38 protein-coding genes are annotated in these 23,424 nt (G+C 39.2%); 35 read left to right on the forward strand and 3 right to left on the reverse strand.

Annotated elements, in window-relative coordinates; genetic code table 11:
• Positions 1-40: 40 nt before the first annotated feature.
• Positions 41-718 carry a ribose-5-phosphate isomerase RpiA gene (gene rpiA / locus BAU17_RS04900; RefSeq protein ID WP_161901711.1) on the reverse strand — a complete coding sequence of 226 codons (678 nt, stop codon included), beginning with the start codon at positions 716-718 and terminating at the stop codon, positions 41-43.
• Positions 719-1,026: 308 nt separating this feature from the next.
• Between rpiA and rpsL the strand changes: the two genes are divergently transcribed.
• The 4 genes from rpsL to tuf all read left to right on the forward strand — a co-directional run bounded on the left by rpsL (position 1,027) and on the right by tuf (position 5,457).
• Positions 1,027-1,440, forward strand: a complete 414-nt coding sequence (rpsL, locus tag BAU17_RS04905; RefSeq protein ID WP_161901712.1) for a 30S ribosomal protein S12 — start codon at positions 1,027-1,029, stop codon at positions 1,438-1,440.
• A 61-nt stretch (positions 1,441-1,501) separates the two neighbouring features.
• Complete coding sequence (rpsG, locus tag BAU17_RS04910; protein WP_016176308.1) at positions 1,502-1,972, forward strand: 30S ribosomal protein S7; 471 nt, start codon at positions 1,502-1,504, stop codon at positions 1,970-1,972.
• A gap of 65 nt (positions 1,973-2,037) precedes the next feature.
• Positions 2,038-4,122 carry an elongation factor G gene (gene fusA, locus BAU17_RS04915; RefSeq protein ID WP_161901713.1) on the forward strand — a complete coding sequence of 695 codons (2,085 nt, stop codon included), beginning with the start codon at positions 2,038-2,040 and terminating at the stop codon, positions 4,120-4,122.
• Positions 4,123-4,269: 147 nt separating this feature from the next.
• Entirely contained in the window at positions 4,270-5,457 is a 1,188-nt protein-coding gene (gene tuf, locus BAU17_RS04920) for an elongation factor Tu (protein WP_161901714.1), read from the forward strand.
• Between the two features lie 54 nt (positions 5,458-5,511).
• On the opposite strand, the gene BAU17_RS04925 is transcribed toward tuf, so the two are convergent.
• Positions 5,512-6,237 carry a nitroreductase family protein gene (locus BAU17_RS04925; protein WP_161901715.1) on the reverse strand — a complete coding sequence of 242 codons (726 nt, stop codon included), beginning with the start codon at positions 6,235-6,237 and terminating at the stop codon, positions 5,512-5,514.
• Complete coding sequence (locus tag BAU17_RS04930; protein ID WP_161901716.1) at positions 6,200-7,654, reverse strand: aminotransferase-like domain-containing protein; 1,455 nt, start codon at positions 7,652-7,654, stop codon at positions 6,200-6,202. The genes BAU17_RS04925 and BAU17_RS04930 overlap by 38 nt, the downstream gene beginning before the upstream one ends.
• Before the next feature lie 103 nt (positions 7,655-7,757).
• On the opposite strand from BAU17_RS04930, the gene thiD reads away from it, so the two are divergent.
• The 31 genes from thiD to rplQ all read left to right on the forward strand — a co-directional run bounded on the left by thiD (position 7,758) and on the right by rplQ (position 23,420).
• The gene (thiD, locus tag BAU17_RS04935) at positions 7,758-8,594 is read left to right on the forward strand and encodes a bifunctional hydroxymethylpyrimidine kinase/phosphomethylpyrimidine kinase (RefSeq protein ID WP_161901717.1); all 837 of its coding nucleotides are present in this window, start codon (positions 7,758-7,760) and stop codon (positions 8,592-8,594) included.
• The gene (locus BAU17_RS04940) at positions 8,581-9,114 is read left to right on the forward strand and encodes an ECF transporter S component (protein WP_161901718.1); all 534 of its coding nucleotides are present in this window, start codon (positions 8,581-8,583) and stop codon (positions 9,112-9,114) included. Before thiD ends, BAU17_RS04940 begins: the two co-directional genes overlap by 14 nt.
• A 333-nt stretch (positions 9,115-9,447) precedes the next feature.
• A complete protein-coding gene (gene rpsJ, locus BAU17_RS04945; protein WP_161901719.1) occupies positions 9,448-9,756 on the forward strand; it encodes a 30S ribosomal protein S10 in 309 nt (102 codons plus the stop codon).
• Between the two features lie 19 nt (positions 9,757-9,775).
• Positions 9,776-10,405: a 50S ribosomal protein L3 gene (rplC, locus tag BAU17_RS04950; RefSeq protein ID WP_161901720.1), complete on the forward strand. Its 630-nt coding sequence runs from the start codon at positions 9,776-9,778 to the stop codon at positions 10,403-10,405.
• 29 nt (positions 10,406-10,434) lie between these two features.
• A complete protein-coding gene (rplD, locus tag BAU17_RS04955) occupies positions 10,435-11,058 on the forward strand; it encodes a 50S ribosomal protein L4 (RefSeq protein ID WP_161901721.1) in 624 nt (207 codons plus the stop codon).
• Complete coding sequence (gene rplW, locus BAU17_RS04960) at positions 11,058-11,345, forward strand: 50S ribosomal protein L23 (RefSeq protein WP_161901722.1); 288 nt, start codon at positions 11,058-11,060, stop codon at positions 11,343-11,345. Before rplD ends, rplW begins: the two co-directional genes overlap by 1 nt.
• 34 nt (positions 11,346-11,379) lie before the next feature.
• Positions 11,380-12,213, forward strand: a complete 834-nt coding sequence (rplB, locus tag BAU17_RS04965) for a 50S ribosomal protein L2 (RefSeq protein ID WP_161901723.1) — start codon at positions 11,380-11,382, stop codon at positions 12,211-12,213.
• A gap of 42 nt (positions 12,214-12,255) precedes the next feature.
• Positions 12,256-12,534 carry a 30S ribosomal protein S19 gene (rpsS, locus tag BAU17_RS04970; protein ID WP_161901724.1) on the forward strand — a complete coding sequence of 93 codons (279 nt, stop codon included), beginning with the start codon at positions 12,256-12,258 and terminating at the stop codon, positions 12,532-12,534.
• Between the two features lie 20 nt (positions 12,535-12,554).
• Positions 12,555-12,902 (forward strand): 50S ribosomal protein L22, encoded by a 348-nt coding sequence (rplV, locus tag BAU17_RS04975; protein WP_161901725.1) that lies wholly within the window; start codon positions 12,555-12,557, stop codon positions 12,900-12,902.
• 13 nt (positions 12,903-12,915) lie between these two features.
• Positions 12,916-13,572: a 30S ribosomal protein S3 gene (gene rpsC / locus BAU17_RS04980; RefSeq protein ID WP_161901726.1), complete on the forward strand. Its 657-nt coding sequence runs from the start codon at positions 12,916-12,918 to the stop codon at positions 13,570-13,572.
• A gap of 2 nt (positions 13,573-13,574) precedes the next feature.
• Positions 13,575-14,009, forward strand: coding sequence for a 50S ribosomal protein L16 (gene rplP, locus BAU17_RS04985; protein ID WP_161901727.1), 435 nt, complete (start codon positions 13,575-13,577; stop codon positions 14,007-14,009).
• Complete coding sequence (gene rpmC / locus BAU17_RS04990) at positions 13,999-14,187, forward strand: 50S ribosomal protein L29 (protein ID WP_016176286.1); 189 nt, start codon at positions 13,999-14,001, stop codon at positions 14,185-14,187. Before rplP ends, rpmC begins: the two co-directional genes overlap by 11 nt.
• Positions 14,188-14,211: 24 nt before the next feature.
• On the forward strand, positions 14,212-14,478 hold the full coding sequence (gene rpsQ, locus BAU17_RS04995; protein ID WP_016176285.1) for a 30S ribosomal protein S17: 267 nt from the start codon (positions 14,212-14,214) through the stop codon (positions 14,476-14,478).
• A gap of 58 nt (positions 14,479-14,536) precedes the next feature.
• Positions 14,537-14,905: a 50S ribosomal protein L14 gene (gene rplN, locus BAU17_RS05000; protein WP_161901728.1), complete on the forward strand. Its 369-nt coding sequence runs from the start codon at positions 14,537-14,539 to the stop codon at positions 14,903-14,905.
• Between the two features lie 35 nt (positions 14,906-14,940).
• Positions 14,941-15,252, forward strand: coding sequence for a 50S ribosomal protein L24 (gene rplX, locus BAU17_RS05005; protein WP_161901729.1), 312 nt, complete (start codon positions 14,941-14,943; stop codon positions 15,250-15,252).
• Positions 15,253-15,280: 28 nt separating this feature from the next.
• Positions 15,281-15,820: a 50S ribosomal protein L5 gene (gene rplE, locus BAU17_RS05010; protein WP_161901730.1), complete on the forward strand. Its 540-nt coding sequence runs from the start codon at positions 15,281-15,283 to the stop codon at positions 15,818-15,820.
• A gap of 18 nt (positions 15,821-15,838) precedes the next feature.
• A complete protein-coding gene (locus BAU17_RS05015; RefSeq protein ID WP_007207616.1) occupies positions 15,839-16,024 on the forward strand; it encodes a type Z 30S ribosomal protein S14 in 186 nt (61 codons plus the stop codon).
• Positions 16,025-16,059: 35 nt separating this feature from the next.
• Positions 16,060-16,458: a 30S ribosomal protein S8 gene (gene rpsH / locus BAU17_RS05020; protein WP_161901731.1), complete on the forward strand. Its 399-nt coding sequence runs from the start codon at positions 16,060-16,062 to the stop codon at positions 16,456-16,458.
• A gap of 31 nt (positions 16,459-16,489) precedes the next feature.
• On the forward strand, positions 16,490-17,026 hold the full coding sequence (gene rplF, locus BAU17_RS05025; protein WP_161901732.1) for a 50S ribosomal protein L6: 537 nt from the start codon (positions 16,490-16,492) through the stop codon (positions 17,024-17,026).
• A gap of 58 nt (positions 17,027-17,084) precedes the next feature.
• Positions 17,085-17,441: a 50S ribosomal protein L18 gene (gene rplR / locus BAU17_RS05030; protein ID WP_161901733.1), complete on the forward strand. Its 357-nt coding sequence runs from the start codon at positions 17,085-17,087 to the stop codon at positions 17,439-17,441.
• Positions 17,442-17,461: 20 nt separating this feature from the next.
• Positions 17,462-17,962, forward strand: coding sequence for a 30S ribosomal protein S5 (rpsE, locus tag BAU17_RS05035; RefSeq protein ID WP_161901734.1), 501 nt, complete (start codon positions 17,462-17,464; stop codon positions 17,960-17,962).
• Between the two features lie 14 nt (positions 17,963-17,976).
• Entirely contained in the window at positions 17,977-18,156 is a 180-nt protein-coding gene (gene rpmD / locus BAU17_RS05040) for a 50S ribosomal protein L30 (RefSeq protein ID WP_231474563.1), read from the forward strand.
• Positions 18,157-18,200: 44 nt separating this feature from the next.
• Positions 18,201-18,641 (forward strand): 50S ribosomal protein L15, encoded by a 441-nt coding sequence (gene rplO, locus BAU17_RS05045; protein ID WP_161901735.1) that lies wholly within the window; start codon positions 18,201-18,203, stop codon positions 18,639-18,641.
• Complete coding sequence (gene secY, locus BAU17_RS05050) at positions 18,641-19,933, forward strand: preprotein translocase subunit SecY (protein ID WP_161901736.1); 1,293 nt, start codon at positions 18,641-18,643, stop codon at positions 19,931-19,933. The genes rplO and secY overlap by 1 nt, the downstream gene beginning before the upstream one ends.
• 61 nt (positions 19,934-19,994) lie before the next feature.
• Complete coding sequence (locus BAU17_RS05055) at positions 19,995-20,639, forward strand: adenylate kinase (protein WP_161901737.1); 645 nt, start codon at positions 19,995-19,997, stop codon at positions 20,637-20,639.
• A gap of 189 nt (positions 20,640-20,828) precedes the next feature.
• Positions 20,829-21,047 (forward strand): translation initiation factor IF-1, encoded by a 219-nt coding sequence (gene infA, locus BAU17_RS05060; RefSeq protein WP_010767960.1) that lies wholly within the window; start codon positions 20,829-20,831, stop codon positions 21,045-21,047.
• Positions 21,048-21,079: 32 nt separating this feature from the next.
• Positions 21,080-21,196: a 50S ribosomal protein L36 gene (gene rpmJ / locus BAU17_RS05065; protein WP_010742772.1), complete on the forward strand. Its 117-nt coding sequence runs from the start codon at positions 21,080-21,082 to the stop codon at positions 21,194-21,196.
• Between the two features lie 18 nt (positions 21,197-21,214).
• On the forward strand, positions 21,215-21,580 hold the full coding sequence (rpsM, locus tag BAU17_RS05070) for a 30S ribosomal protein S13 (protein WP_161901738.1): 366 nt from the start codon (positions 21,215-21,217) through the stop codon (positions 21,578-21,580).
• 27 nt (positions 21,581-21,607) lie between these two features.
• Entirely contained in the window at positions 21,608-21,997 is a 390-nt protein-coding gene (rpsK, locus tag BAU17_RS05075) for a 30S ribosomal protein S11 (protein WP_161901739.1), read from the forward strand.
• A gap of 80 nt (positions 21,998-22,077) precedes the next feature.
• A complete protein-coding gene (locus tag BAU17_RS05080; RefSeq protein ID WP_161901740.1) occupies positions 22,078-23,016 on the forward strand; it encodes a DNA-directed RNA polymerase subunit alpha in 939 nt (312 codons plus the stop codon).
• A 23-nt stretch (positions 23,017-23,039) separates the two neighbouring features.
• A complete protein-coding gene (gene rplQ / locus BAU17_RS05085) occupies positions 23,040-23,420 on the forward strand; it encodes a 50S ribosomal protein L17 (RefSeq protein WP_161901741.1) in 381 nt (126 codons plus the stop codon).
• Positions 23,421-23,424: the final 4 nt, after the last annotated feature.

A 23,424-nucleotide genomic window follows, 5' to 3' on the forward strand; every position in this document is an offset into this window, starting at 1 on the left:
AGATAGTCTTTTTTTGTGTGAAATGAAAATATTTTTTTGTTTAACGAATCGCCTCAATCGTCTCTGCGCCAGTTGTTCGACCAACAATGACTGTTTCTACTATGTTTAAAAATAGTCCGTGTTCCACAACGCCAACCAATTGGTCTAATTCTGTTGCTAAAGCTTCTGGGTTTTCAATTGTTTCTAAATGTAAGTCAATGATAGAATGTCCACAATCAGTGACTTTCTTTTCTGTTTCTGTCGCCATTCTAAAGGTAGGGTTGTAGCCTTTTTCTTTAAATAAGCGGAAGAGTTGTTCTTCGCCATAAGGAACGACTTCAACGGGTAAGGGGAATTTTCCAAGTGTTTGGACCATTTTCGATTCGTCCACAATCCAAATGGTATGATCAGAGTAAGTAGCAACGACTTTTTCAAATAATAAAGCTGCGCCACCGCCTTTGATACCGTTGAAGTTTTTATCAATTTCATCTGCGCCATCAATAGTTACATCAACCTTCTGTACTTCATCAATCGTTTTAACAGGAATGCCTAATTCTTGTGCTTGTTCACGAGAAGCAAAGGAAGTCGGAACACCAACAATCGAAAGGTTTTCTTCCTTCACACGACGTCCTAATTCTTCAATCATGTAGTAGGCTGTTGAGCCTGTACCGAGACCAACTGTCATCCCGTCTTTTACATAACTTGCTGCTTGAATACCCACCATTTTTTTTAAATTCACGCGATTCGCCACCTTTGGTTAGTTAAATTTATTACTATCCATAGTATAGCGTGATTGTTTTCAAAAGGGTAGTCAATGAAATGAAAAAAGTTATGAAAAAAATAAGTAAAAGTATTGACGATGTAGAAAAACCATGCTATTCTACTAGAGGTGCTTTATGAACAGGTCTCTGGATAGAGACGTGCTGACTGTAAATCAAAGTACAATCTGATAAAGGTGCAAGTTATTGCATTATTTTTTATCGCCAAAAAAGAACCACCTGGATGTGTGGAACTATAAAGCGAATCAAGGAAGGAGGAAAACAAGGAATGCCTACAATTAACCAATTAGTACGTAAACCTCGTAAATCCAAGGTTGAAAAATCAAATTCACCTGCATTGAACAAAGGATATAATAGTTTCAAAAAAGCTCAAACAAACGTGAGCTCACCTCAAAAACGTGGGGTAGCTACTCGTGTCGGAACAATGACACCTAAAAAACCGAACTCGGCTTTACGTAAATATGCTCGTGTTCGTTTGTCTAACTTGATTGAAGTAACAGCTTATATCCCAGGTATCGGACATAACTTACAAGAACACAGCGTGGTATTATTACGCGGTGGACGTGTAAAAGACTTACCAGGGGTACGTTATCATATCGTTCGTGGTGCATTGGATACGGCTGGTGTAAATGACCGTAAACAATCTCGTTCTAAATATGGTACGAAAAAACCTAAAGCTTAATTTAATCTACAAACTAAATCGACTATTTAAATAAAACCACTTTCGGAAGGAGGAGTTACGGATGCCTCGTAAAGGTCCTGTTGCAAAACGTGATGTATTACCAGATCCTATTTATAACTCAAAATTAGTAACTCGTTTAATCAACCGTGTAATGGTTGACGGTAAACGCGGAGTTGCTGCGAATATCATCTACAACTCATTTGATATTATTAAAGAATCTACAGGCAATGATCCATTGGAAGTCTTTGAACAAGCAATGAAAAATATCATGCCAGTATTAGAAGTAAAAGCTCGTCGTGTTGGGGGTTCTAACTATCAAGTGCCCGTTGAAGTTCGTCCAGAACGTCGCACAACATTAGGCTTACGTTGGGTTGTTAACTACGCTCGTTTGCGTGGAGAACACACAATGGAAGAACGCTTAGCGAAAGAAATCATGGATGCTGCTAACAATACAGGTGCTTCAGTTAAAAAACGTGAAGACACTCATAAAATGGCAGAAGCTAACCGTGCATTTGCACACTATCGTTGGTAAGATTCTGAATACTTGTTTAAGTATCAGATATATTTACTACAATCAGAGAGGAGAACAATCTCACAATGGCAAGAGAATTTACGTTGGAAAACACTCGTAATATTGGTATCATGGCCCATGTTGATGCTGGTAAAACAACAACAACAGAACGTATCTTGTATTACACTGGTAAAATCCATAAAATTGGTGAAACTCATGAAGGAGCTTCTCAAATGGACTGGATGGAACAAGAACAAGAACGTGGGATTACGATTACTTCTGCTGCAACTACTGCACAATGGAAAGGTAACCGTGTAAATATCATCGATACACCAGGACACGTGGACTTCACAATTGAAGTACAACGTTCTCTACGTGTACTTGATGGAGCTGTAACTGTATTGGACTCACAATCAGGTGTAGAACCACAAACAGAAACAGTTTGGCGTCAAGCGACTGATTACCGTGTACCACGTGTTGTATTCTGTAATAAAATGGATAAATTGGGTGCTGACTTCTTATATTCAGTATCTACATTGCATGATCGCTTACAAGCGAATGCACATCCAATCCAATTACCAATTGGTGCAGAAGATGACTTTACAGGAATTATTGACCTTGTAAAAATGAAAGCTGAAATTTATACAAATGACTTAGGAACAGATATCGAAGAAACTGATATTCCTGAAGAATACGTTGAATTAGCTGAAGAATGGCGCGAAAAATTAATCGAAGCTGTAGCTGATACAGATGAAGATTTAATGATGAAATTCTTGGAAGGTGAAGAAATCACTGAAGAAGAATTAAAAGCTGGTATTCGTAAAGCTACTTTAACTGTTGATTTCTTCCCAGTTATGTGTGGATCAGCCTTCAAAAATAAAGGTGTACAATTGATGTTGGATGCAGTTATTGATTACTTACCAGCACCAACTGATGTACCTGCAATCAAAGGGATTAACCCTAAAACTGAAGAGGAAACAACTCGTCCTTCTTCAGACGACGAACCATTTGCTTCATTGGCATTTAAAGTTATGACTGACCCATTCGTAGGTCGTTTAACATTCTTCCGTGTTTACTCTGGTGTACTTAACTCAGGTTCATACGTATTAAATGCTTCTAAAGGCAAACGCGAACGTGTTGGACGTATCCTACAAATGCATGCGAATACTCGTGAAGAAATTCAAACAGTTTATTCTGGTGATATCGCTGCAGCTGTTGGTTTGAAAGACACAACTACTGGGGATACTTTATGTGATGAGAAAGCACCAGTTATCTTAGAATCTATCGAGTTCCCTGATCCAGTTATCGAAGTTGCTGTTGAGCCGAAATCAAAAGCTGACCAAGATAAAATGGGTGTTGCTTTACAAAAGCTTGCTGAAGAAGATCCATCATTCCGCGTAACATCTAATGTTGAAACTGGTGAAACAGTTATCGCTGGTATGGGTGAACTTCACTTAGACGTCTTAGTTGACCGTATGCGTCGTGAATTTAAAGTGGATGCGAACGTTGGTGCGCCTCAAGTATCATACCGTGAAACATTCCGCTCTGGTACACAAGCAGAAGGTAAATTTGTACGTCAATCAGGTGGTAAAGGTCAATACGGTCACGTATGGATTGAATTTACACCTAACGAAGAAGGCGCTGGTTTTGAATTTGAAAATGCAATTGTCGGTGGTGTGGTTCCACGTGAATACATCCCAGCAGTTGAAAAAGGTTTAGAAGATGCAATGGCAAACGGTGTATTAGCTGGTTACCCATTAGTTGATATTAAAGCTAAACTTTATGATGGTTCATACCATGATGTCGATTCAAATGAAACAGCCTTCCGTGTTGCTGCATCTATGGCATTACGTGCTGCTGCTAAAAAAGCAAATCCAGCTATTTTAGAGCCAATGATGAAAGTGACAATTACTGTTCCTGAAGATTATCTAGGTGATGTAATGGGACATGTGACTGCTCGTCGTGGACGTGTAGAAGGTATGGAAGCACATGGTAATGCACAAATCGTTAACGCGTTTGTACCATTATCAGAAATGTTCGGATATGCAACAACTCTACGTTCTGCTACTCAAGGTCGCGGAACATTCATGATGGTCTTTGACCACTATGAAGATGTGCCGAAATCTATTCAAGAAGAAATTATTAAGAAAAATGGCGGAAACGCTGAGTAATCTTAATAGTTTATAGGAATTTCTTTCAAATAACTATATTTTTTGAGTTATTTCGTGTACAATAATTACGATGATATGGGCATGGGACAATTTGTCCCATACCTATCAAATAAAAAACAAAAACGTATTTTAGGAGGAACACTTAAAATGGCAAAAGAAAAATTTGACCGTTCTAAATCCCACGTTAACATTGGTACTATTGGCCACGTTGACCATGGTAAAACTACATTAACAGCTGCAATCACAACTGTTTTATCTAAAAAAGGTTGGGCTCAAGCTTCAGCTTATGACCAAATCGATGGTGCTCCAGAAGAGCGCGAACGTGGAATCACTATCTCAACTGCTCACGTTGAGTACGAAACTGAAACTCGTCACTATGCTCACGTTGACTGCCCAGGACACGCGGACTATGTTAAAAACATGATCACTGGTGCTGCTCAAATGGACGGCGCGATCTTAGTAGTATCTGCTGCTGATGGTCCTATGCCTCAAACTCGTGAACACATCTTGTTATCTCGTAACGTAGGTGTTCCATACATCGTTGTTTTCTTAAACAAAGTTGATATGGTTGACGATGAAGAATTATTAGAATTAGTAGAAATGGAAGTTCGTGACTTATTATCAGAATACGATTTCCCAGGCGATGACACTCCAGTTATTGCAGGTTCTGCTTTGAAAGCTTTAGAAGGCGATCCAGTTTACGAAGAAAAAATCTTTGAATTAATGGCTGCAGTTGACGAATATATCCCAACTCCAGAACGTGACAACGACAAACCATTCATGATGCCAGTTGAGGACGTATTCTCAATCACTGGTCGTGGTACTGTTGCTACAGGTCGTGTTGAACGTGGACAAGTTCGCGTTGGTGACGTTGTAGAAATCGTTGGTATCGACGAAGAAACTTCTCAAACTACTGTAACAGGTGTTGAAATGTTCCGTAAATTATTAGACTACGCTGAAGCAGGAGATAACATCGGTGCTTTATTACGTGGGGTTGCTCGTGAAGACATCCAACGTGGACAAGTTTTGTCTAAACCTGGAACTATCACTCCTCATACAAAATTCGTAGCTGAAGTTTACGTTTTAACTAAAGAAGAAGGTGGACGTCATACTCCATTCTTCACTAACTACCGTCCTCAGTTCTACTTCCGTACAACTGACGTAACTGGTGTTGTTGAATTACCTGAAGGCGTTGAAATGGTAATGCCTGGTGATAACGTAACTATCGACGTTGAATTAATCCACCCAATCGCTATCGAAGACGGAACTCGTTTCTCTATTCGTGAAGGCGGACGTACTGTTGGTTCAGGCGTTGTTACTGAAATCAAAGCTTAATTTGATAAATGTAAACGAAATGCTCCAAGCTAGAAATAGTTTGGAGTGTTCTTTTTATTTGATTAATTTTTGTTTTTTCAAATAGCGATCAACATTACTTGCAGGTTTACTTTCAAAATAATCCGCAAATTTTTTCGTCCACGGTTTTGTTTCACGGGCTTCGCCAAATGCTAGCATCGTTTGTTCATAGTCATCAATTACTTTATCTTCATACGGTTTGTAAGTGTCGTAATGAACAACAGCTGCTTCAGGTAACCTCGGTTTCACTTTCATATCAACAATTGGTTTACCAATACTTAAACCAGCAACTGGATAAACATAATCTGGTAAATGTAATAACTCGCTAATTTCTTCGATGTTATTTCGCACACTACCGACAGGGACAACGCCCAATCCAAGTGATTCGCTGGCGATAATTGCATTTTGCAAAGCTAAGCTAGCATCGGTTGTGGCAATGATTAATGGATGTAACCCTTCATCAATAGGATAATTAACATGGTGTCTTTCTGAAATTCGTTGAGTTCGTTTTAAATCGGCTAGAAATAGTAAAAAAACAGAACTTTTCAACATATGAGGATTACCTGGATTCCATTCAACTAACTGCTGACGGATTTTTTTATTTTTAATCACAAGAATCGAGTACATCTGTCCGTTCATCCATGAAGGTGCTTGCCGGGCAGAAGTTAAAATTTGTTGTAGCTCTTCCTCGCTTATTTGGTACTTCTCATCAAAGTTTCGATAACTACGATGGTTTTGTAGTAATTTTAGAGTGTCGTTCATGAGTCATTTCCTTTCTGATTTTATTCGTTACTTTTGCAAATGCTTGTTGAAAAAATGATAATTGCTTATCAGATAATCGTGTGTAATTGATTCTTACAGACATTGTATCATTACTGAATAAAAAAGAGGGAGCTAATAAGAGATTTTCTTCTAAAAATAGTCGCCAATCTTTACGGGTTAATGGTTGATGTTTCCAAGTCAACCAATAATAAAGACCGCCTTGAATGTCAGAAACGACCCAATCTTCTTTGAACGCTGTCGCAATTTGCCGGAACTGTTGGCTTCGTCGGTGTAACTCGGTAAGTAATTGGGTTTGTTGTACGTCGTAATTGTCAGATAATGCTGCTGTTGCTAATAGTTGGGGGAATAAATCAGTGTCACTTTCCATTCGTTTTTTAGCGTTTGCTAGACTGTCAATTAGCGTTTTAGGTGCTAAGAGCCACCCAATTTTAATAGAAGAACCAAACAACTTTGATAATGAACCAACATAGACGACTTGATCGGGTGCTAGACTTTTTAAAGAAGGTAGTGGCGGTTGGAAGCCTAGTTCTCGAAAGACATCATCTTCAATAATTGGTAAATGATATTTTTCGCAGATGGCTAGTACTTCTTTTCGTCGCTTGAGAGACATTGTTTTGCCAGTTGGATTCTGATAATTTGGATTTAAGTAAAGCAAGGTGATTTTTTTTGTTTGAATAGCTGTTTCCAATGCTTGACAATTAATTCCTTCTTCATCTTGTGGTAGGCCGAGTAAACGGATGCCAAGAGAAGCGAACAAAGGTAAAGCGAATAAAAAAGATGGGTCTTCGGTTGCAATGGTGCTACCAGCTTCCGCTAAGACTTGCATTAAGAGATAAATTCCTTGGGTAGAACCCGAAGTAATTAATAACTCTTGTTCCTCCATGGAACAGTCTAGTTGTTCAGCTAGTCGTGTTAATAATAGTTGTTTCAGCGGTTTATAGCCGGTCATGTGCATTTGTTTTTCTTCTTGACGAACTTGCTCCCAAGTGATTGCAGGAAATTGAAAGTCAGGAATTAAATCAGCGGGTAAGTCACCAGTATAGAGATCGAGTCCTGTTATTTGACGCTGTTTTAATTCTGTCAGGTAAGGATCTTCTTTTAAGAAAGGGCTAGACAATAAGGAGCGCCACTGATTCATCACTAATTGTCGACTTCCCCAACGACCTTCGGAAACTTTTGTTCCGCTACCTTGGTGACGTGTAATCCAGCCGAGACTGACGAGTTCTTCGTAAGCTCTTACGACTGTGGAACGATTGATTTGAAATTCGGCGGCTAATTTACGTTCTGGTGGTAATTTATCACCAGGCATGAGCTTTCCTGTCTGGATACTTTGGATGATTTCAGAAGTTAATTGTTGGTACAATGGGATGCTGTTTGTTTTATCAATATTCCACATAGGCTCACCTCGTTAAATTGGATGGTTTAAAAATAAGCCAATTGGTGGTTTTCGTCAAGTGTTCGTTTCGCTATACTAGATAAAAATAGTGAGGTGGACGAGAATGAAGAAAGTATTAACAATTGCTGGCTCGGATTCGACAGGTGGAGCTGGCATCCAAGCTGATTTAAAGACTTTTGAAGAATATGGGGTATTTGGCTTTTCCAGTCTAACGTCCATTGTTACGATGGATCCGTCAGCTGGTTGGTCACATGAAGTAACCGAATTGCCTGAAGAGTTGTTGGAAAAACAATTAGTTTCGGTATTTGCCGGTGAAGGCATAGATGCGCTTAAAACAGGGATGATGGGGAATGAGAAAAATATTCACCTAGCAAGTAAGTATATACAAAAATATGCTGTAGAAAAAGTTGTTGTAGATCCAGTAATTGCTTGTAAAGGCACAGCACAAATTTTACAACCCAAAAGTGTTGTGGGAATTAAAGAATATTTGTTGCCACAAGCATATATCGCTACACCCAATTTAGTTGAAGCAGGTATTCTATCTGAGATGGGTGATTTACTGACAATTGATGATATGAAAAAAGCGGCTGTGAAGATTCATCAACTAGGAGCGCGTCATGTTGTGGTCAAAGGAGGTCATCGTTTAGGGATGAATCGTGCAGTCGATGTATTTTATGATGGCGCTACGTATGATGTTCTAGAAAGTGAATTAATCCAAACAGACTTTAATCATGGTGCTGGTTGTACATTTGCTGCAGCTATTACAGCAGGTCTAGCCAAAGGATATACTGTCAAAGAAGCAGTCGTGTTAGCTAAAGCTTTTGTTGGTGCAGGGATTAAACAAGGAGTACACATTAATCAATTCGTGGGGCATATTTGGCATGGTGCTTATAATCAAGCAGAAAATAGAATGGGAGGGATGATAGATGAGGAAAAATAATATTCAATCAGTCGTTTTTGTGGCTTTGTTCGCTGCCTTGACAGTGATTGGGACAATGATTAAAATCCCGTTGCCAACCGGTGCTTTTGTGCATTTGGGAAATGCGGTGCTATTATTATCCGTTTTATTTTTGGGGTATTTTAAAGGATCTTTAGCTGGTGGCATAGGGTTTGCAATTTTTGATATCATGAATGGTTATGTGACAGAAGCGCCGTATTTTGTGATAGAAAGTTTTGTAGTGGGAGCGGCAGCTTATGGTTGTTTTCTACTATTTAAAAAGCAACCAACCGAGATTTGGCAAATTCTTGTGATTGCATCAGGAACCGGTGTAGCTAAATTGATAATGACGCAAATTAAGAATACGATCATGCAACTGCTTCTAGGAATGGACTTTGCACCAGCAGTTACGGCGGCAGCAACTCGCTTACCGGCTACAATTATTAATGTTTGTTTAACCGGCTTGCTTGTGTCGTTTTTGTATTTTCCATTAAAGAAAGCTTTGGAACGTACAGTAAAATAGTCTATTATATAGTAGGAATAGTTTAATTGTTCTTTGATAGCCGGATGAAAACGAGCTATTGAAGGGCAATTTTTTTATTGAAAATACGGTTGGAAAATTTTTCTGAAAAAAATAAAATTTATCGAAAAAAATGCTTGCTATTCCATTGAATACGTAATATAATCATAAAGGTGCTGCTTACACGCGATGTGTAACGCACTGGTAGAAAATGAATTCTGCCGGCTACGAAACGAGAGGTTGCGACACGCCCGGACGCTTTGCCATGGACGAGCGTGACGGAAAATTTTCGTGGAGCTATGTCTACTTTCAAAATAGACGAAGGAGGGAAAAGAAATGGCAAAACAAAAAATTCGTATCCGTTTAAAAGCGTATGAACACCGTATTTTAGACCAATCAGCGGATAAAATCGTAGAAACTGCAAAAAGAACTGGAGCGACTATCTCAGGTCCGATTCCATTGCCAACTGAACGCAGTCTTTATACAGTTATTCGTGCAACACATAAATACAAAGATTCTCGCGAACAATTCGAAATGCGTACACACAAACGTCTAATTGACATTGTGAACCCAACGCCAAAAACAGTTGATGCTTTAATGAAGCTAGACTTACCATCAGGTGTTAACATTGAAATTAAACTATAATTAAATTGGAGGTGTAATCATGACCAAAGGAATCTTAGGGAAAAAAGTGGGAATGACTCAAATCTTTACAGAATCTGGCGAATTAATTCCAGTAACTGTAGTTGAAGCTACACCAAACGTTGTTTTACAACTTAAAACAGTTGAAAACGATGGTTACGAAGCTGTTCAATTAGGTTACCAAGATTTACGTGAAGTTTTAAGTAACAAACCTGCGAAAGGTCATGTTGCAAAAGCAAACACGGCTCCTAAGCGCTTCATTCGCGAATTCAAGGATGTTGAGCTAGAGGGCTTAGAAGTAGGATCAGAAATTAAAGTTGATGTATTCCAAGCTGGAGACATCGTTGATATCACAGGAACTTCAAAAGGTAAAGGATTCCAAGGCGTTATCAAACGTCACGGACAATCTCGTGGACCAATGGCTCACGGTTCTCGTTACCACCGTCGTCCTGGATCAATGGGTCCAGTTGCTCCTAACCGCGTGTTCAAAGGTAAAAAACTTGCAGGACGTATGGGTGGCAATCGCGTAACAATCCAAAACTTGGAAATTGTACGTGTAGATGCTGAACGTAATGTTATCCTAATTAAAGGTAACGTTCCTGGCGCGAAAAAATCATTGATTACAATTAAATCAGCTGTGAAAGCTAAATAATTAGATAGGAAGAAAGGAGGAACTAAGGAATGCCGAATGTAGCATTATTTAAACAAGATGGAAGCCAAAATGGCGAAATTACTTTAAACGAAGAAATCTTCGGAATCGAACCTAATGAATCAGTTGTCTACGATGCAATCATCATGCAACGTGCTTCATTAAGACAAGGAACACACGCTGTTAAAAATCGCAGTGCAGTTCGTGGCGGTGGTCGTAAACCATGGCGTCAAAAAGGAACTGGTCGTGCCCGTCAAGGTTCAATCCGCTCACCACAATGGCGTGGAGGTGGCGTTGTCTTTGGACCAACACCACGTTCATACAGCTACAAACTTCCTAAAAAAGTTCGTCGCTTAGCAATGAAATCTGTTTTATCAGAAAAAGTTGCTGAAAATAACTTGGTAGCTGTTGAAGGATTAAACTTCGATGCACCAAAAACTAAAGAATTCAAACAAGTTCTTGCTAACTTGTCTATTGACTCTAAAGTATTAGTAGTATTAGAAGAAGGTAACGACTTTGCAGCATTATCTGCTCGTAACTTACCAAACGTTTCTGTTGTCGCTGCTAATAACGTAAGTGTCTTAGACGTTGTTTCAAACAACAAAGTGTTGGCAACTCAAACTGCTCTTACTCAAATTGAGGAGGTGCTTGCATAATGAACTTACTAGACGTAATTAAACGCCCGGTGATCACTGAAAAATCTATGCTTGCTATGGATGAAAAGAAATATACTTTCGAAGTTGACACTCGCGCGAACAAAACATTAGTAAAACAAGCTGTTGAAGCAGCATTTGGTGTTGATGTAAAAAACGTAAACATCATCAACGTGCGTCCGAAATTCAAACGCATGGGTAAACATGCAGGATACACAAGAAAACGTCGCAAAGCAGTTGTAACTTTAACTGAAGCTTCAAAAGAAATCGAAATTTTCTCAGCTGAATAAGCTACAAACAGAATAAAATAGGAGGGAAACAGAAGTGGCAATCAAACATTATAAGCCTACCTCAAATGGTCGCCGTAATATGACTTCTTCTGATTTTGCAGAAATCACTGCTTCAAAACCAGAAAAATCATTATTAGCACCATTGAAAAACCATGCTGGTCGTAACAACAACGGTCGCATCACTGTACGTCACCAAGGTGGCGGTCACAAACGTCAATACCGTTTAATCGACTTCAAACGTAACAAAGATAACGTTGTTGCAGTCGTTAAAACAATCGAATACGATCCAAACCGTTCTGCTAACATCGCGTTAGTGCATTACGAAGATGGGGTCAAAGCATATATCTTAGCACCTAAAGGATTACAAGTTGGAATGACTGTTTTCTCTGGACCAGATGCAGATATTAAAGTTGGGAATGCTTTACCACTAGAAAATATTCCAGTAGGTACTATCGTTCACAACATCGAAATGAAACCAGGTAAAGGCGGACAATTAATCCGTTCAGCTGGTACAAGTGCTCAAGTACTTGGTAAAGAAGGAAAATACGTACTAGTTCGCTTGAACTCAGGCGAAGTTCGTATGATCTTAGCAACTTGCCGTGCGACAATTGGTTCTGTTGGTAACGAACAACACGAATTAATCAACATCGGTAAAGCAGGTCGTTCTCGTTGGATGCGTAAACGCCCAACTGTTCGCGGTAGCGTAATGAACCCTAATGATCACCCACACGGTGGTGGTGAAGGTAAAGCTCCAGTCGGACGTCCAGCTCCAGTATCACCTTGGGGTCAACCAGCTATTGGTTACAAAACTCGTAACAAAAAAGCTAAATCAGACAAACTTATCGTTCGTCGTCGTAAAAACAAATAATTACATTAACCATGTGTTGCACATTTTGAGAGGAGGTTCACCATGGGTCGTAGTTTAAAGAAAGGACCTTTTGTCGATGACCATTTGATGAAAAAGGTCGAAGCACAAGAAGGCGCTGAAAAGAAAAAAGTAATTAGAACGTGGTCTCGTCGTTCTACAATCTTCCCAAGTTTTATCGGATTTACCATTGCAGTTTATGATGGTCGTAAACATGTACCAGTTTATATCCAAGAAGACATGGTAGGACATAAATTAGGTGAATTTGCACCAACTAGAACTTATCGCGGTCATGCGGCTGACGATAAAAAGACAAGACGCTAATCTGAGGGGAGGATATACAAATGGCAGAACAAATTACTTCAGCGAAAGCTATTGCTAAAACAGTTCGTGTTTCCCCTCGTAAATCACGTCTAGTTATTGACTTAATTAGAGGGAAAAACGTTGCTGAGGCAATTGCAATCCTAAAGTTCACACCAAATAAAGCAGCTGGAATCATCGAAAAAGTATTGATGTCAGCAATCGCTAATGCAGAAAACAACTTTGACTTAGATGTTGAAAACTTAGTAGTATCTGAAGCCTTTGTAAACGAAGGACCAACAATGAAACGTTTCCGTCCTCGCGCGAAAGGTTCAGCATCTCCAATCAACAAACGTACAAGTCATATTACGGTAGTTGTATCAGAAAAATAAGGAGGGATAATCAGTGGGTCAAAAAGTACATCCAATAGGTATGCGTGTAGGCATCATCCGTGACTGGGATGCTAAATGGTATGCTGAAAAAGAATATGCAGACTTTTTACACGAAGATTTAAGAATTCGCAAATTTATCGCGACTAAACTTGCTGATGCGGCTGTGTCAACAGTTGAAATCGAACGCGCTGCAAACCGCGTGAACGTATCAATCCACACAGCACGACCAGGTATGGTTATCGGTAAAGGTGGTTCTGAAGTTGAGAGCCTAAGAAAAGAATTAAACAAATTAACTGGTAAGAGAGTACACATCAACATTGTAGAAATCAAAAAACCAGATTTAGATGCTAAATTAGTCGGTGAAGGAATTGCACGTCAATTAGAAGGTCGTGTTGCTTTCCGTCGTGCACAAAAACAAGCCATCCAACGCTCAATGCGTGCTGGCGCTAAAGGAATCAAAACTCAAGTATCAGGTCGTTTGAACGGTGCAGATATCGCTCGTGCAGAAGGATACTCAGAAGGAACAGTTCCTTTACACACATTACGTGCGGATATTGATTACGCATGGGAAGAAGCAGATACAACATACGGAAAACTAGGAGTTAAAGTGTGGATCTATCGTGGAGAAGTTCTTCCAACTAAAAAGAACACTGGGAAAGGAGGGAAATAAACATGTTAGTACCTAAACGTGTAAAACACCGTCGTGAATTCCGCGGTAAAATGCGTGGAGAAGCTAAAGGTGGTAAAGAAATCGCATTTGGTGAATACGGCTTACAAGCTGTTGAATCACACTGGATTACAAACCGCCAAATCGAAGCATCTCGTATTGCAATGACTCGTTACATGAAACGTGGCGGAAAAGTGTGGATTAAAATTTTCCCTCACAAATCTTATACAAGTAAAGCCATTGGGGTTCGTATGGGTAAAGGTAAAGGGGCTCCTGAAGGATGGGTATCACCAGTTAAACGTGGTAAAATCATGTTTGAAATTGCTGGCGTACCTGAAGAAGTGGCGCGCGAAGCACTACGTCTTGCTTCACACAAATTACCAATGAAAACTAAAATCGTAAAACGTGAAGAAATGGGTGGTGAATCGAATGAAGGTTAAAGAAATCAGAGAATTAACCACTGCCGAAATGCTAGATCAAGAAAAACAATTAAAAGAAGAATTGTTTAATCTTAGATTCCAATTAGCTACAGGTCAACTAGAAAACACTGCACGTATCCAAGAAGTACGTAAATCGATTGCACGCATCAAAACTGTTTTGCGTGAACAAGCTAAGTAATAGTGGAAGGAGGCCATTTAGCGTATGACTGAAGAAAGAAATCAACGCAAAGTTTATCAAGGTCGCGTGGTATCCGATAAAATGGATAAAACAATTACAGTAGTAGTTGAAACTAAGAAAAACCACCCTATCTACGGTAAACGCATGAAATATTCTAAGAAATACAAAGCACATGATGAAAACAACGAAGCAAAAGTTGGTGACATCGTGAAAGTTATGGAAACTCGTCCATTATCAGCTACGAAACGTTTCCGTCTAGTAGAGATTGTTGAAAAGGCAGTGATTATTTAATCACACGAGATTTTCCTATATAGATTGAATTTCAAAATCTGAAAGGAGGATACACATCGTGATCCAACAAGAAAGTCGTTTAAGAATTGCTGACAACTCAGGCGCACGCGAAATTCTAACAATCAAAGTCCTTGGTGGCTCAGGCCGTAAGACTGCCAATATCGGTGACGTTATTGTTGCTACGGTTAAACAAGCAACGCCAGGTGGAGTTGTTAAAAAAGGTGACGTAGTTAAAGCTGTTATCGTTCGTACGAAATCAGGCGCTCGCCGTGCAGACGGTTCTTATATCAAATTTGATGAAAATGCTGCGGTTATTATCCGTGATGATAAGAGCCCACGTGGAACTCGTATCTTTGGACCAGTTGCTCGTGAATTACGCGAAGGCAACTTCATGAAGATCGTTTCCCTAGCACCAGAAGTACTATAATTGTTATCCATTATCAAAGGAGGTGCGAAACAGTAATGTTTGTTAAAAAAGGCGATAAAGTTAAAGTTATCACTGGGAAAGACAAAAACAAAGAGGGCATCGTTTTAGAAGCTCTACCTAAAAAAGATAAAGTTGTTGTTGAAGGTGTTAACATCATTAAAAAACACCAAAAACCTTCTCAAGCTGCACCACAAGGTGGAATCGTTGAGGTTGAAGCGCCAATTCACGTTTCTAACGTAATGTTGATTGACCCTTCTACAGGCGAAGCTACACGTATCGGCTACAAAGAAGTTGACGGCAAAAAAGTCCGTGTTTCTAAAAAAACCGGAGAAGTTATCGATAAATAATCATATTAAGGAAGGAGGGGCTTACTGAATGAACCGCCTTAAAGAAAAATATACAAAAGAAGTTGTTCCATCATTAATGGAAAAATTTGAATATAATTCTGTAATGCAAGCACCAAAAGTTGATAAAATCGTTATTAACATGGGTGTGGGTGATGCAGTATCTAATGCTAAAAACTTAGACAAAGCTGTTGAAGAATTAGCTCTAATCTCTGGTCAAAAACCATTGATTACAAAAGCCAAAAAATCAATCGCTGGATTCCGTTTACGTGAAGGAATGCCAATCGGTTGTAAAGTAACTCTACGTGGAGAAAGAATGTATGAGTTCTTAGACAAATTAGTTTCAGTTTCATTACCACGTGTACGTGACTTCCACGGTGTTAGTAAAAAAGCGTTCGATGGACGCGGTAACTACACATTAGGTGTCAAAGAACAATTAATCTTCCCAGAAGTTGATTACGACTTGGTAGATAAAGTACGTGGAATGGATATCGTTATTGTAACTACTGCCAACACAGACGAAGAGTCTCGTGAATTGTTAACTCAATTAGGCATGCCATTCCAAAAATAAAAAAAGGAGGCGAACTACGTGGCTAAAAAATCAATGATTGCTAAAAACAAACGCCCTGCAAAACACTCAACTCAAGAATACACACGTTGCGAACGTTGCGGACGTCCACATTCAGTTTATCGTAAATTTAAACTTTGCCGTATTTGCTTCCGCGAACTTGCCTATAAAGGTCAAATTCCCGGCGTGAAGAAAGCTAGCTGGTAAACAAGTAAACTCGCATAAAGGAGGTAAATCATCTAATGGTCATGACAGATCCAATTGCAGATTTTCTAACACGCATTCGTAATGCCAACATGGTAAAACACGATGTATTAGAAGTGCCTGCTTCAAAAATCAAACGTGATATCGCTGAAATCTTGAAAAAAGAAGGTTTCATTCGCGATGTTGAATATATCGAAGATGACAAACAAGGCGTTATCCGCGTATTTCTTAAATACGGTAAAAATGGGGAACGTGTTATCACTAACTTGAAACGTATTTCTAAACCAGGTCTACGTGCTTATGTTAAAGCTGACGAAGTACCAAAAGTATTAAACGGTTTAGGTATTGCAATCATCTCAACTTCTGACGGTGTAATCACTGATAAAGAAGCTCGAGTTAAAAATGTTGGCGGCGAAGTTGTCGCTTATGTATGGTAATTTAAAATAATACACAAGGAGGTGTCTCTACGTGAGTCGTATCGGTAATAAAGTAGTCGTTCTTCCTGCTGGCGTTGAAGTTAAGCAAGATGGAAATGACATTACAGTTAAAGGACCTAAAGGTGAATTAACTCGTACTTTTTCTTCAGATATTAAAATGAATATCGAAGGAAACGAAGTAACTTTCACTCGTCCAAATGACAGCAAAGAAATGAAAACAATCCACGGAACTACTCGTGCAAACTTCAATAACATGGTTGTTGGTGTAAGCGAAGGTTTCAAAAAAGGATTAGAACTTATCGGGGTTGGGTACCGTGCACAATTACAAGGTTCAAAACTTGTTTTAAACGTGGGTTACTCAAATCCTGTTGAAATGAACGCTCCTGCTGGATTGACAGTAGAAGTTCCATCTAATACATCTATCGTTGTATCAGGAACTAGCAAAGAAATGGTTGGCGAATTTGCAGCTAACATTCGCGGTGTTCGTCCTCCAGAACCTTATAAAGGTAAAGGTATTCGCTATGTTGGTGAATTCGTACGCCGTAAAGAAGGTAAAACTGGTAAATAATCGTAAACTAAGTTTACGATTCGCGGCTTAGGCTAGCAAATATAAAGAGGTGACAATTGTGATTACAAAACCAGATAAAAATAAAACACGTCAAAAGAGACATCGTCGTGTACGTAACAAAATCTCTGGTACTGCTGAGTGCCCACGCTTGAACGTTTTCCGTTCTAACAAAAACATCTACGCGCAAATTATTGATGACGTAGCGGGTGTGACGCTAGCAAGTGCCTCTGCCTTGGATAAAGATATTTCAGGTGGAACAAAAGTTGAGCAAGCACAAGCTGTTGGTAAATTAGTAGCAGAACGTGCAGCAGCAAAAGGTATTAAAGAAGTAGTCTTTGACCGTGGTGGATACCTTTACCATGGCCGTGTAGCAGCTTTAGCTGAAGCAGCTCGCGAAAATGGACTAGAATTTTAGAAGAAGGAGGAACACCATTCATGGTTTATATTGATCCAAAACACTTGGAATTAGAAGACCGCGTTGTTGCGATTAACCGTGTAACAAAAGTTGTAAAAGGTGGACGTCGTTTACGTTTCGCAGCTTTAGTTGTTGTCGGTGACAAAAACGGACATGTGGGATTTGGTACTGGTAAAGCCCAAGAAGTTCCAGAAGCAATCCGTAAAGCAGTTGAAGACGCTAAGAAAAACTTGGTTGAAGTGCCAATGGTTGGTTCTACAATCCCTCACGAAGTTATCGGAGTATTCGGTGGTGGACGTATCTTAATGAAACCTGCAGTAGAAGGTTCTGGGGTAGCCGCTGGTGGACCTGTTCGTGCCGTATTGGAATTAGCTGGGGTAGCTGATATCACATCTAAATCTTTAGGTTCAAACACTCCTATCAACGTTGTTCGCGCAACTGTTGAAGGTTTAAAACAATTAAAACGCGCTGAAGAAGTGGCAGCACTTCGCGGCAAATCAGTTGAAGAATTAATCGGTTAAGGAGGACAAAAATAATGACTGAATTAAAAATTACTTTAAAACGCAGTGTTATCGGCCGTCCTCAAAACCAACGCGATACTGTTAAAGCGTTAGGTCTAGGTAAAGTGAACAGCACAGTTGTTAAACCAGCTAACGATGCAATCAAAGGCATGGTTAACACTATCTCTCACTTAGTGGACGTAGAAGAAGTATAAATATCATTTGAATAGATTTACTTTGATTAAGGAGGTGCCAAACCATGAAACTTCATGAATTAAAATCTGCAGAAGGATCACGTCACGTACGAAACCGTGTTGGTCGTGGTACATCATCTGGTAATGGTAAAACAGCTGGACGTGGACAAAAAGGTCAAAAAGCTCGTTCAGGTGGTGGAGTACGTTTAGGTTTTGAAGGTGGACAAACACCATTGTTCCGTCGTTTACCAAAACGTGGTTTTACAAACATTAACCGTAAAGAATACGCAGTTGTCAATCTTGACGCCCTAAATCGCTTTGAAGATGGAACTGAAGTAACTCCAGTCACTTTAGTTGAAGCTGGTATCGTGAAAAACGAAAAATCAGGAATCAAAGTGTTAGGAAACGGCGAATTAACTAAGAAATTAAATGTGAAAGCAGCTAAATTCTCTAAAGCAGCTGAAGAAGCAATCGTTGCTGCTGGTGGAACAATCGAGGTGATCTAATGCTATCACTTTTAAAGAATGCTTTTAAAGTCAAAGATATTAGATCCCGGATTTTTTTCACTATTGGAATTTTGTTTGTTTTTCGTTTAGGTACGCATATTACCGTACCTGGCGTTGACGTCAATCGTTTGTTAAGTATTTCCGACTTACCATTTTTAAACATGTTAGATTTGGTTAGTGGGAGTGCTATGCAACGTTTCTCTATTTTTTCCATGGGAGTTTCGCCTTATATTACTGCATCAATTATCGTTCAATTGATGCAAATGGATATTGTGCCGAAATTTGTTGAGTGGTCAAAACAAGGAGAAGTGGGTCGGAAGAAATTAAATCAGGCAACACGCTATATCACATTAGTCTTAGGATTTTTGCAATCAATGGCGCTAGTAACCGGATTCCAATTTTGGACCCAATTTGAGTTCTTACCTAATCCAAATGTTTCAACATACGTCACTATCGGAATTATCCTGACAACTGGTACGATGTTTGTCACTTGGTTAGGGGAACAAATCACTGAAAAAGGTATCGGAAATGGTGTGTCGATGATTATCTTTGCGGGTATCATCTCACGCTTACCAGTCGATGTGAAAGAATTAATTGAAGACTACTTTATTAATATTGATTCTGCGGATTTGTGGAAATCAGTCATTTTTATGATTGTTTTAGTTCTTGCAATTTTGGCAATTGTTACGTTTGTAACCTATTTCCAACAAGCAGAACGTAAAATTCCGATTCAATATACAAAACGAGTAGCAGGAGCACCAACTAGCAGTTACCTTCCGTTGAAAGTAAATGCAGCAGGGGTTATCCCAGTTATCTTCGCTAGTTCATTGATTACTTTACCGAATTCAGTGTTACAAGCTTTTGGTTCATTCAAAGGAGAAGCTTGGTTTGAAATTGTCACAACGCTTTTTGATTACAATACTGTCCCTGGGGCAATTTTGTATACCACATTAATCGTTGGATTTACGTTCTTCTATGCATTTGTTCAAGTCAATCCAGAGAAATTAGCTGAAAACTTGCAAAAACAAGGCAGCTATATTCCAAGTGTGCGACCAGGCAAAGGAACAGAAGAATATGTCTCAAAACTTTTGATGCGTTTGAGTACAGTAGGTGCTCTTTTCTTAGGACTTGTAGCACTATTGCCTATTATTGCTCAAATGTTGTGGAATTTACCACAGTCAATTGGTTTGGGAGGAACAAGTTTATTGATCGTTATTGGTGTAGCTCTAGAAACTGCTAAACAGTTAGAAGGACTAATGCTAAAACGTAAATATACTGGTTTCATCAATTAAAGTTTTATGAGGTGTTGGGGATTTCCTCAACACTGTTCAGAAACTTATTGGAGGAGTTAATATGAACCTCATTTTAATGGGACTACCCGGTGCTGGAAAAGGCACTCAAGCAGAACGAATTATTGCTGAGTACAATATTCCGCATATTTCTACGGGCGATATGTTTCGTGCGGCAATGGCAAATGAAACAGCCCTAGGATTAAAAGCAAAATCATACATGGATAACGGTGATTTAGTACCTGATGAAGTGACCAACGGGATTGTAAAAGAACGTTTAGCAGAATCAGATACAGATAAAGGTTTCTTATTGGATGGTTTCCCTCGTACATTGGATCAAGCGCAAGCGTTAGATGCAATGATGAAAGACCTAGGAAAAGAAATTGATGCTGTCATCGAAATCAATGTCCCTGAAGAAATTCTTGTTGATCGTTTAGCTGGTCGCTATATGTGTCGTGATTGCGGTGCAACTTATCATAAAGTATTTAATCCTACGAAAGTAGAAGGTACTTGTGATCGTTGTGGCGGACATGATTTCTATCAGCGAGAAGATGATAAGCCTGAGACGGTCAAAAATCGTCTAGCTGTCAATGTGAAAAGTAGTGAACCAATCTTAGCATATTACAAAGAAAAAGGTTTATTGCAGTCTATTGATGGTAATCGTGAAATCGATGCTGTATTTGCAGATGTAAAAAATATCATCGAGTAACGATCGATTGCCCGCATTCCGACTTGCAATTTGGTAACTTTCTCTTGCTAAGTATGATATATTGTGATAGAATATATCAGTCCGACTTCTAAGAAATTAGAAGATTGTTTTGAGAATCTACGGTGGGAGCAAAGGTTTCCGCCATTTTATCGTGTGAAAATGCGAAACAAGTACAAGGAGGTACTGTGCGTGGCAAAAGAAGATATGATTGAAGTCGAAGGTACAGTCGTCGAAACTTTGCCGAATGCAATGTTTAAAGTCGAATTGGAAAATGGACACCAAGTTCTTGCTACAGTTTCCGGTAAAATTAGAATGCATTACATTCGTATTTTGCCAGGAGATAAGGTGACAGTAGAATTGTCGCCGTATGACTTGAGCCGTGGCCGTATTACGTATCGTTTTAAATAATTGTACTCCGTAAAACCACAGGAGGTATTATCATGAAAGTAAGACCATCAGTAAAACCAATGTGTGAACATTGTAAAGTAATTCGTCGTAATGGACGCGTTATGGTGATTTGCCCAGCAAATCCAAAACATAAACAACGTCAAGGATAATCGGAGGTGTAACAAAATATGGCTCGTATTGCAGGAGTAGATATTCCTCGTGATAAACGCGTAGTAGTTTCTCTTACTTATATTTATGGTATTGGTAACACTACAGCTAAAAAAGTTCTAGCTGACGCTGGCGTTTCTGAAGATGTTCGTGTTCGTGACTTAACGAATGAACAAACAGACGCTATTCGTTCAGAAATTGACAAATTAAAAGTTGAAGGCGACCTACGTCGTGAAACTAACTTGAACATCAAACGTTTGATGGAAATCGGTTCTTACCGTGGTATCCGTCATCGCCGTGGATTGCCAGTTCGTGGTCAAAACACGAAAAACAATGCACGTACTCGTAAAGGCCCGACTAAAACAGTCGCAGGCAAGAAAAAATAATTCCTAAGTGAAGGAGGTTAAAACTTCATGGCAGCAAAAAAAGTGAGTCGTAAACGCCGTGTGAAAAAGAATATTGAATCAGGTATCGCGCATATCCATTCAACATTCAATAATACAATCGTGATGATCACTGATACTCATGGTAATGCTTTAGCATGGTCATCAGCTGGTGCATTAGGTTTCAGAGGAAGCAGAAAATCAACACCTTTTGCCGCTCAAATGGCAGCAGAAACTGCAACAAAAGCAGCAATGGAACACGGATTAAGAACTGTTGATGTAACTGTTAAAGGTCCTGGTTCAGGACGTGAAGCAGCAATTCGTTCATTACAAGCAGCAGGTTTAGAAGTGACTGCAATCCGTGACGTAACTCCAGTTCCTCATAATGGATGCCGCCCTCCAAAACGCCGTCGTGTTTAATGAGTGCCGCTCATTTTGAGTATCAATAATTACGTCATTGAACAAGACACTTTTCGTTTTGAAAGGGGTAAGAGATAAGAATGATTGAATTCGAAAAACCAAGAATTGCCAAAATTGATGAAGAGAAAGATTATGGAAAGTTCATTGTTGAACCTCTTGAAAGAGGTTATGGAACTACTTTAGGAAATTCCCTACGTCGCATTTTGTTATCTTCTCTACCAGGTGCAGCAATTACTAATATTCAAATTGATGGAGTCTTACATGAATTCTCAACTATTAAGGGTGTTCGAGAAGACGTTGCTCAAATCATCTTGAATATCAAAGGTCTTGCATTAAAAATGTACGGTGAAGAAGAAAAGACCCTTGAAATCGATATTACTGGACCAGCTACAGTAACTGCCGGCGATATTATCGTTGATAGTGATGTAGAAATCCTTAATAAAGACATGTACATTTGTACTGTTTCTGAAGGAACAACTTTCCATGCTCGTCTAACTGTTAGACCGGGTCGCGGATATGTTCAAGCAGACGAAAATAAAAAAGAAGATATGCCAATTGGTGTACTTCCAGTTGATTCAATCTACACACCTGTACGTCGTGTGAACTACCAAGTAGAAAATACACGTGTTGGTCGTCGTGATGATTTCGACAAATTAACGATGGAAATTTGGACAGATGGTTCTATTGAGCCGTTAGATGCAATGAGTTTAGCTGCAAAAATCATGACTGAACATTTAGACATCTTTGTTAACCTAACTGATGAAGCGAAAAACGCTGAAATCATGGTTGAAAAAGAAGAAACACAAAAAGAAAAAATGTTGGAAATGACAATTGAAGAATTAGACTTATCTGTACGTTCATATAACTGTCTAAAACGTGCAGGAATTAATACTGTACAAGAATTGACAAATAAATCTGAACCAGAAATGATCAAAGTTCGTAATTTAGGTCGTAAATCTCTTGAAGAAGTGAAAGCCAAATTACATGATTTAGGTTTAGGATTACGTAAAGACGATTAATTTTTACGAAGGAGGGAAACCACGTGAGTTATCGTAAACTAGGACGCACATCTAGTCAACGTAAAGCGATGTTGCGTGATTTAACAACTGATTTATTCATTAATGAACGCATCGTTACGACTGAAGCTCGTGCGAAAGAAGTTCGTTCAACTGCTGAAAAAATGATCACTCTAGGAAAACGCGGTGATTTACATGCACGCCGTCAAGCTGCTGCATACGTTCGCAATGAAGTAGCAAGTGTCCGTGAAGAAAACGACGAAATCGTTATCGAATCAGCTTTACAAAAGCTATTCAATGATATCGCTCCTCGTTACACTGAACGCCAAGGTGGCTACACACGTATCTTGAAAACAGAACCAAGACGCGGAGATGCTGCACCAATGGTTATCCTAGAATTAGTTTAAAATC

This window comes from Candidatus Enterococcus willemsii (genome assembly GCF_009933335.1).
In the GTDB taxonomy this organism is placed as follows: domain Bacteria; phylum Bacillota; class Bacilli; order Lactobacillales; family Enterococcaceae; genus Enterococcus_F; species Enterococcus_F willemsii.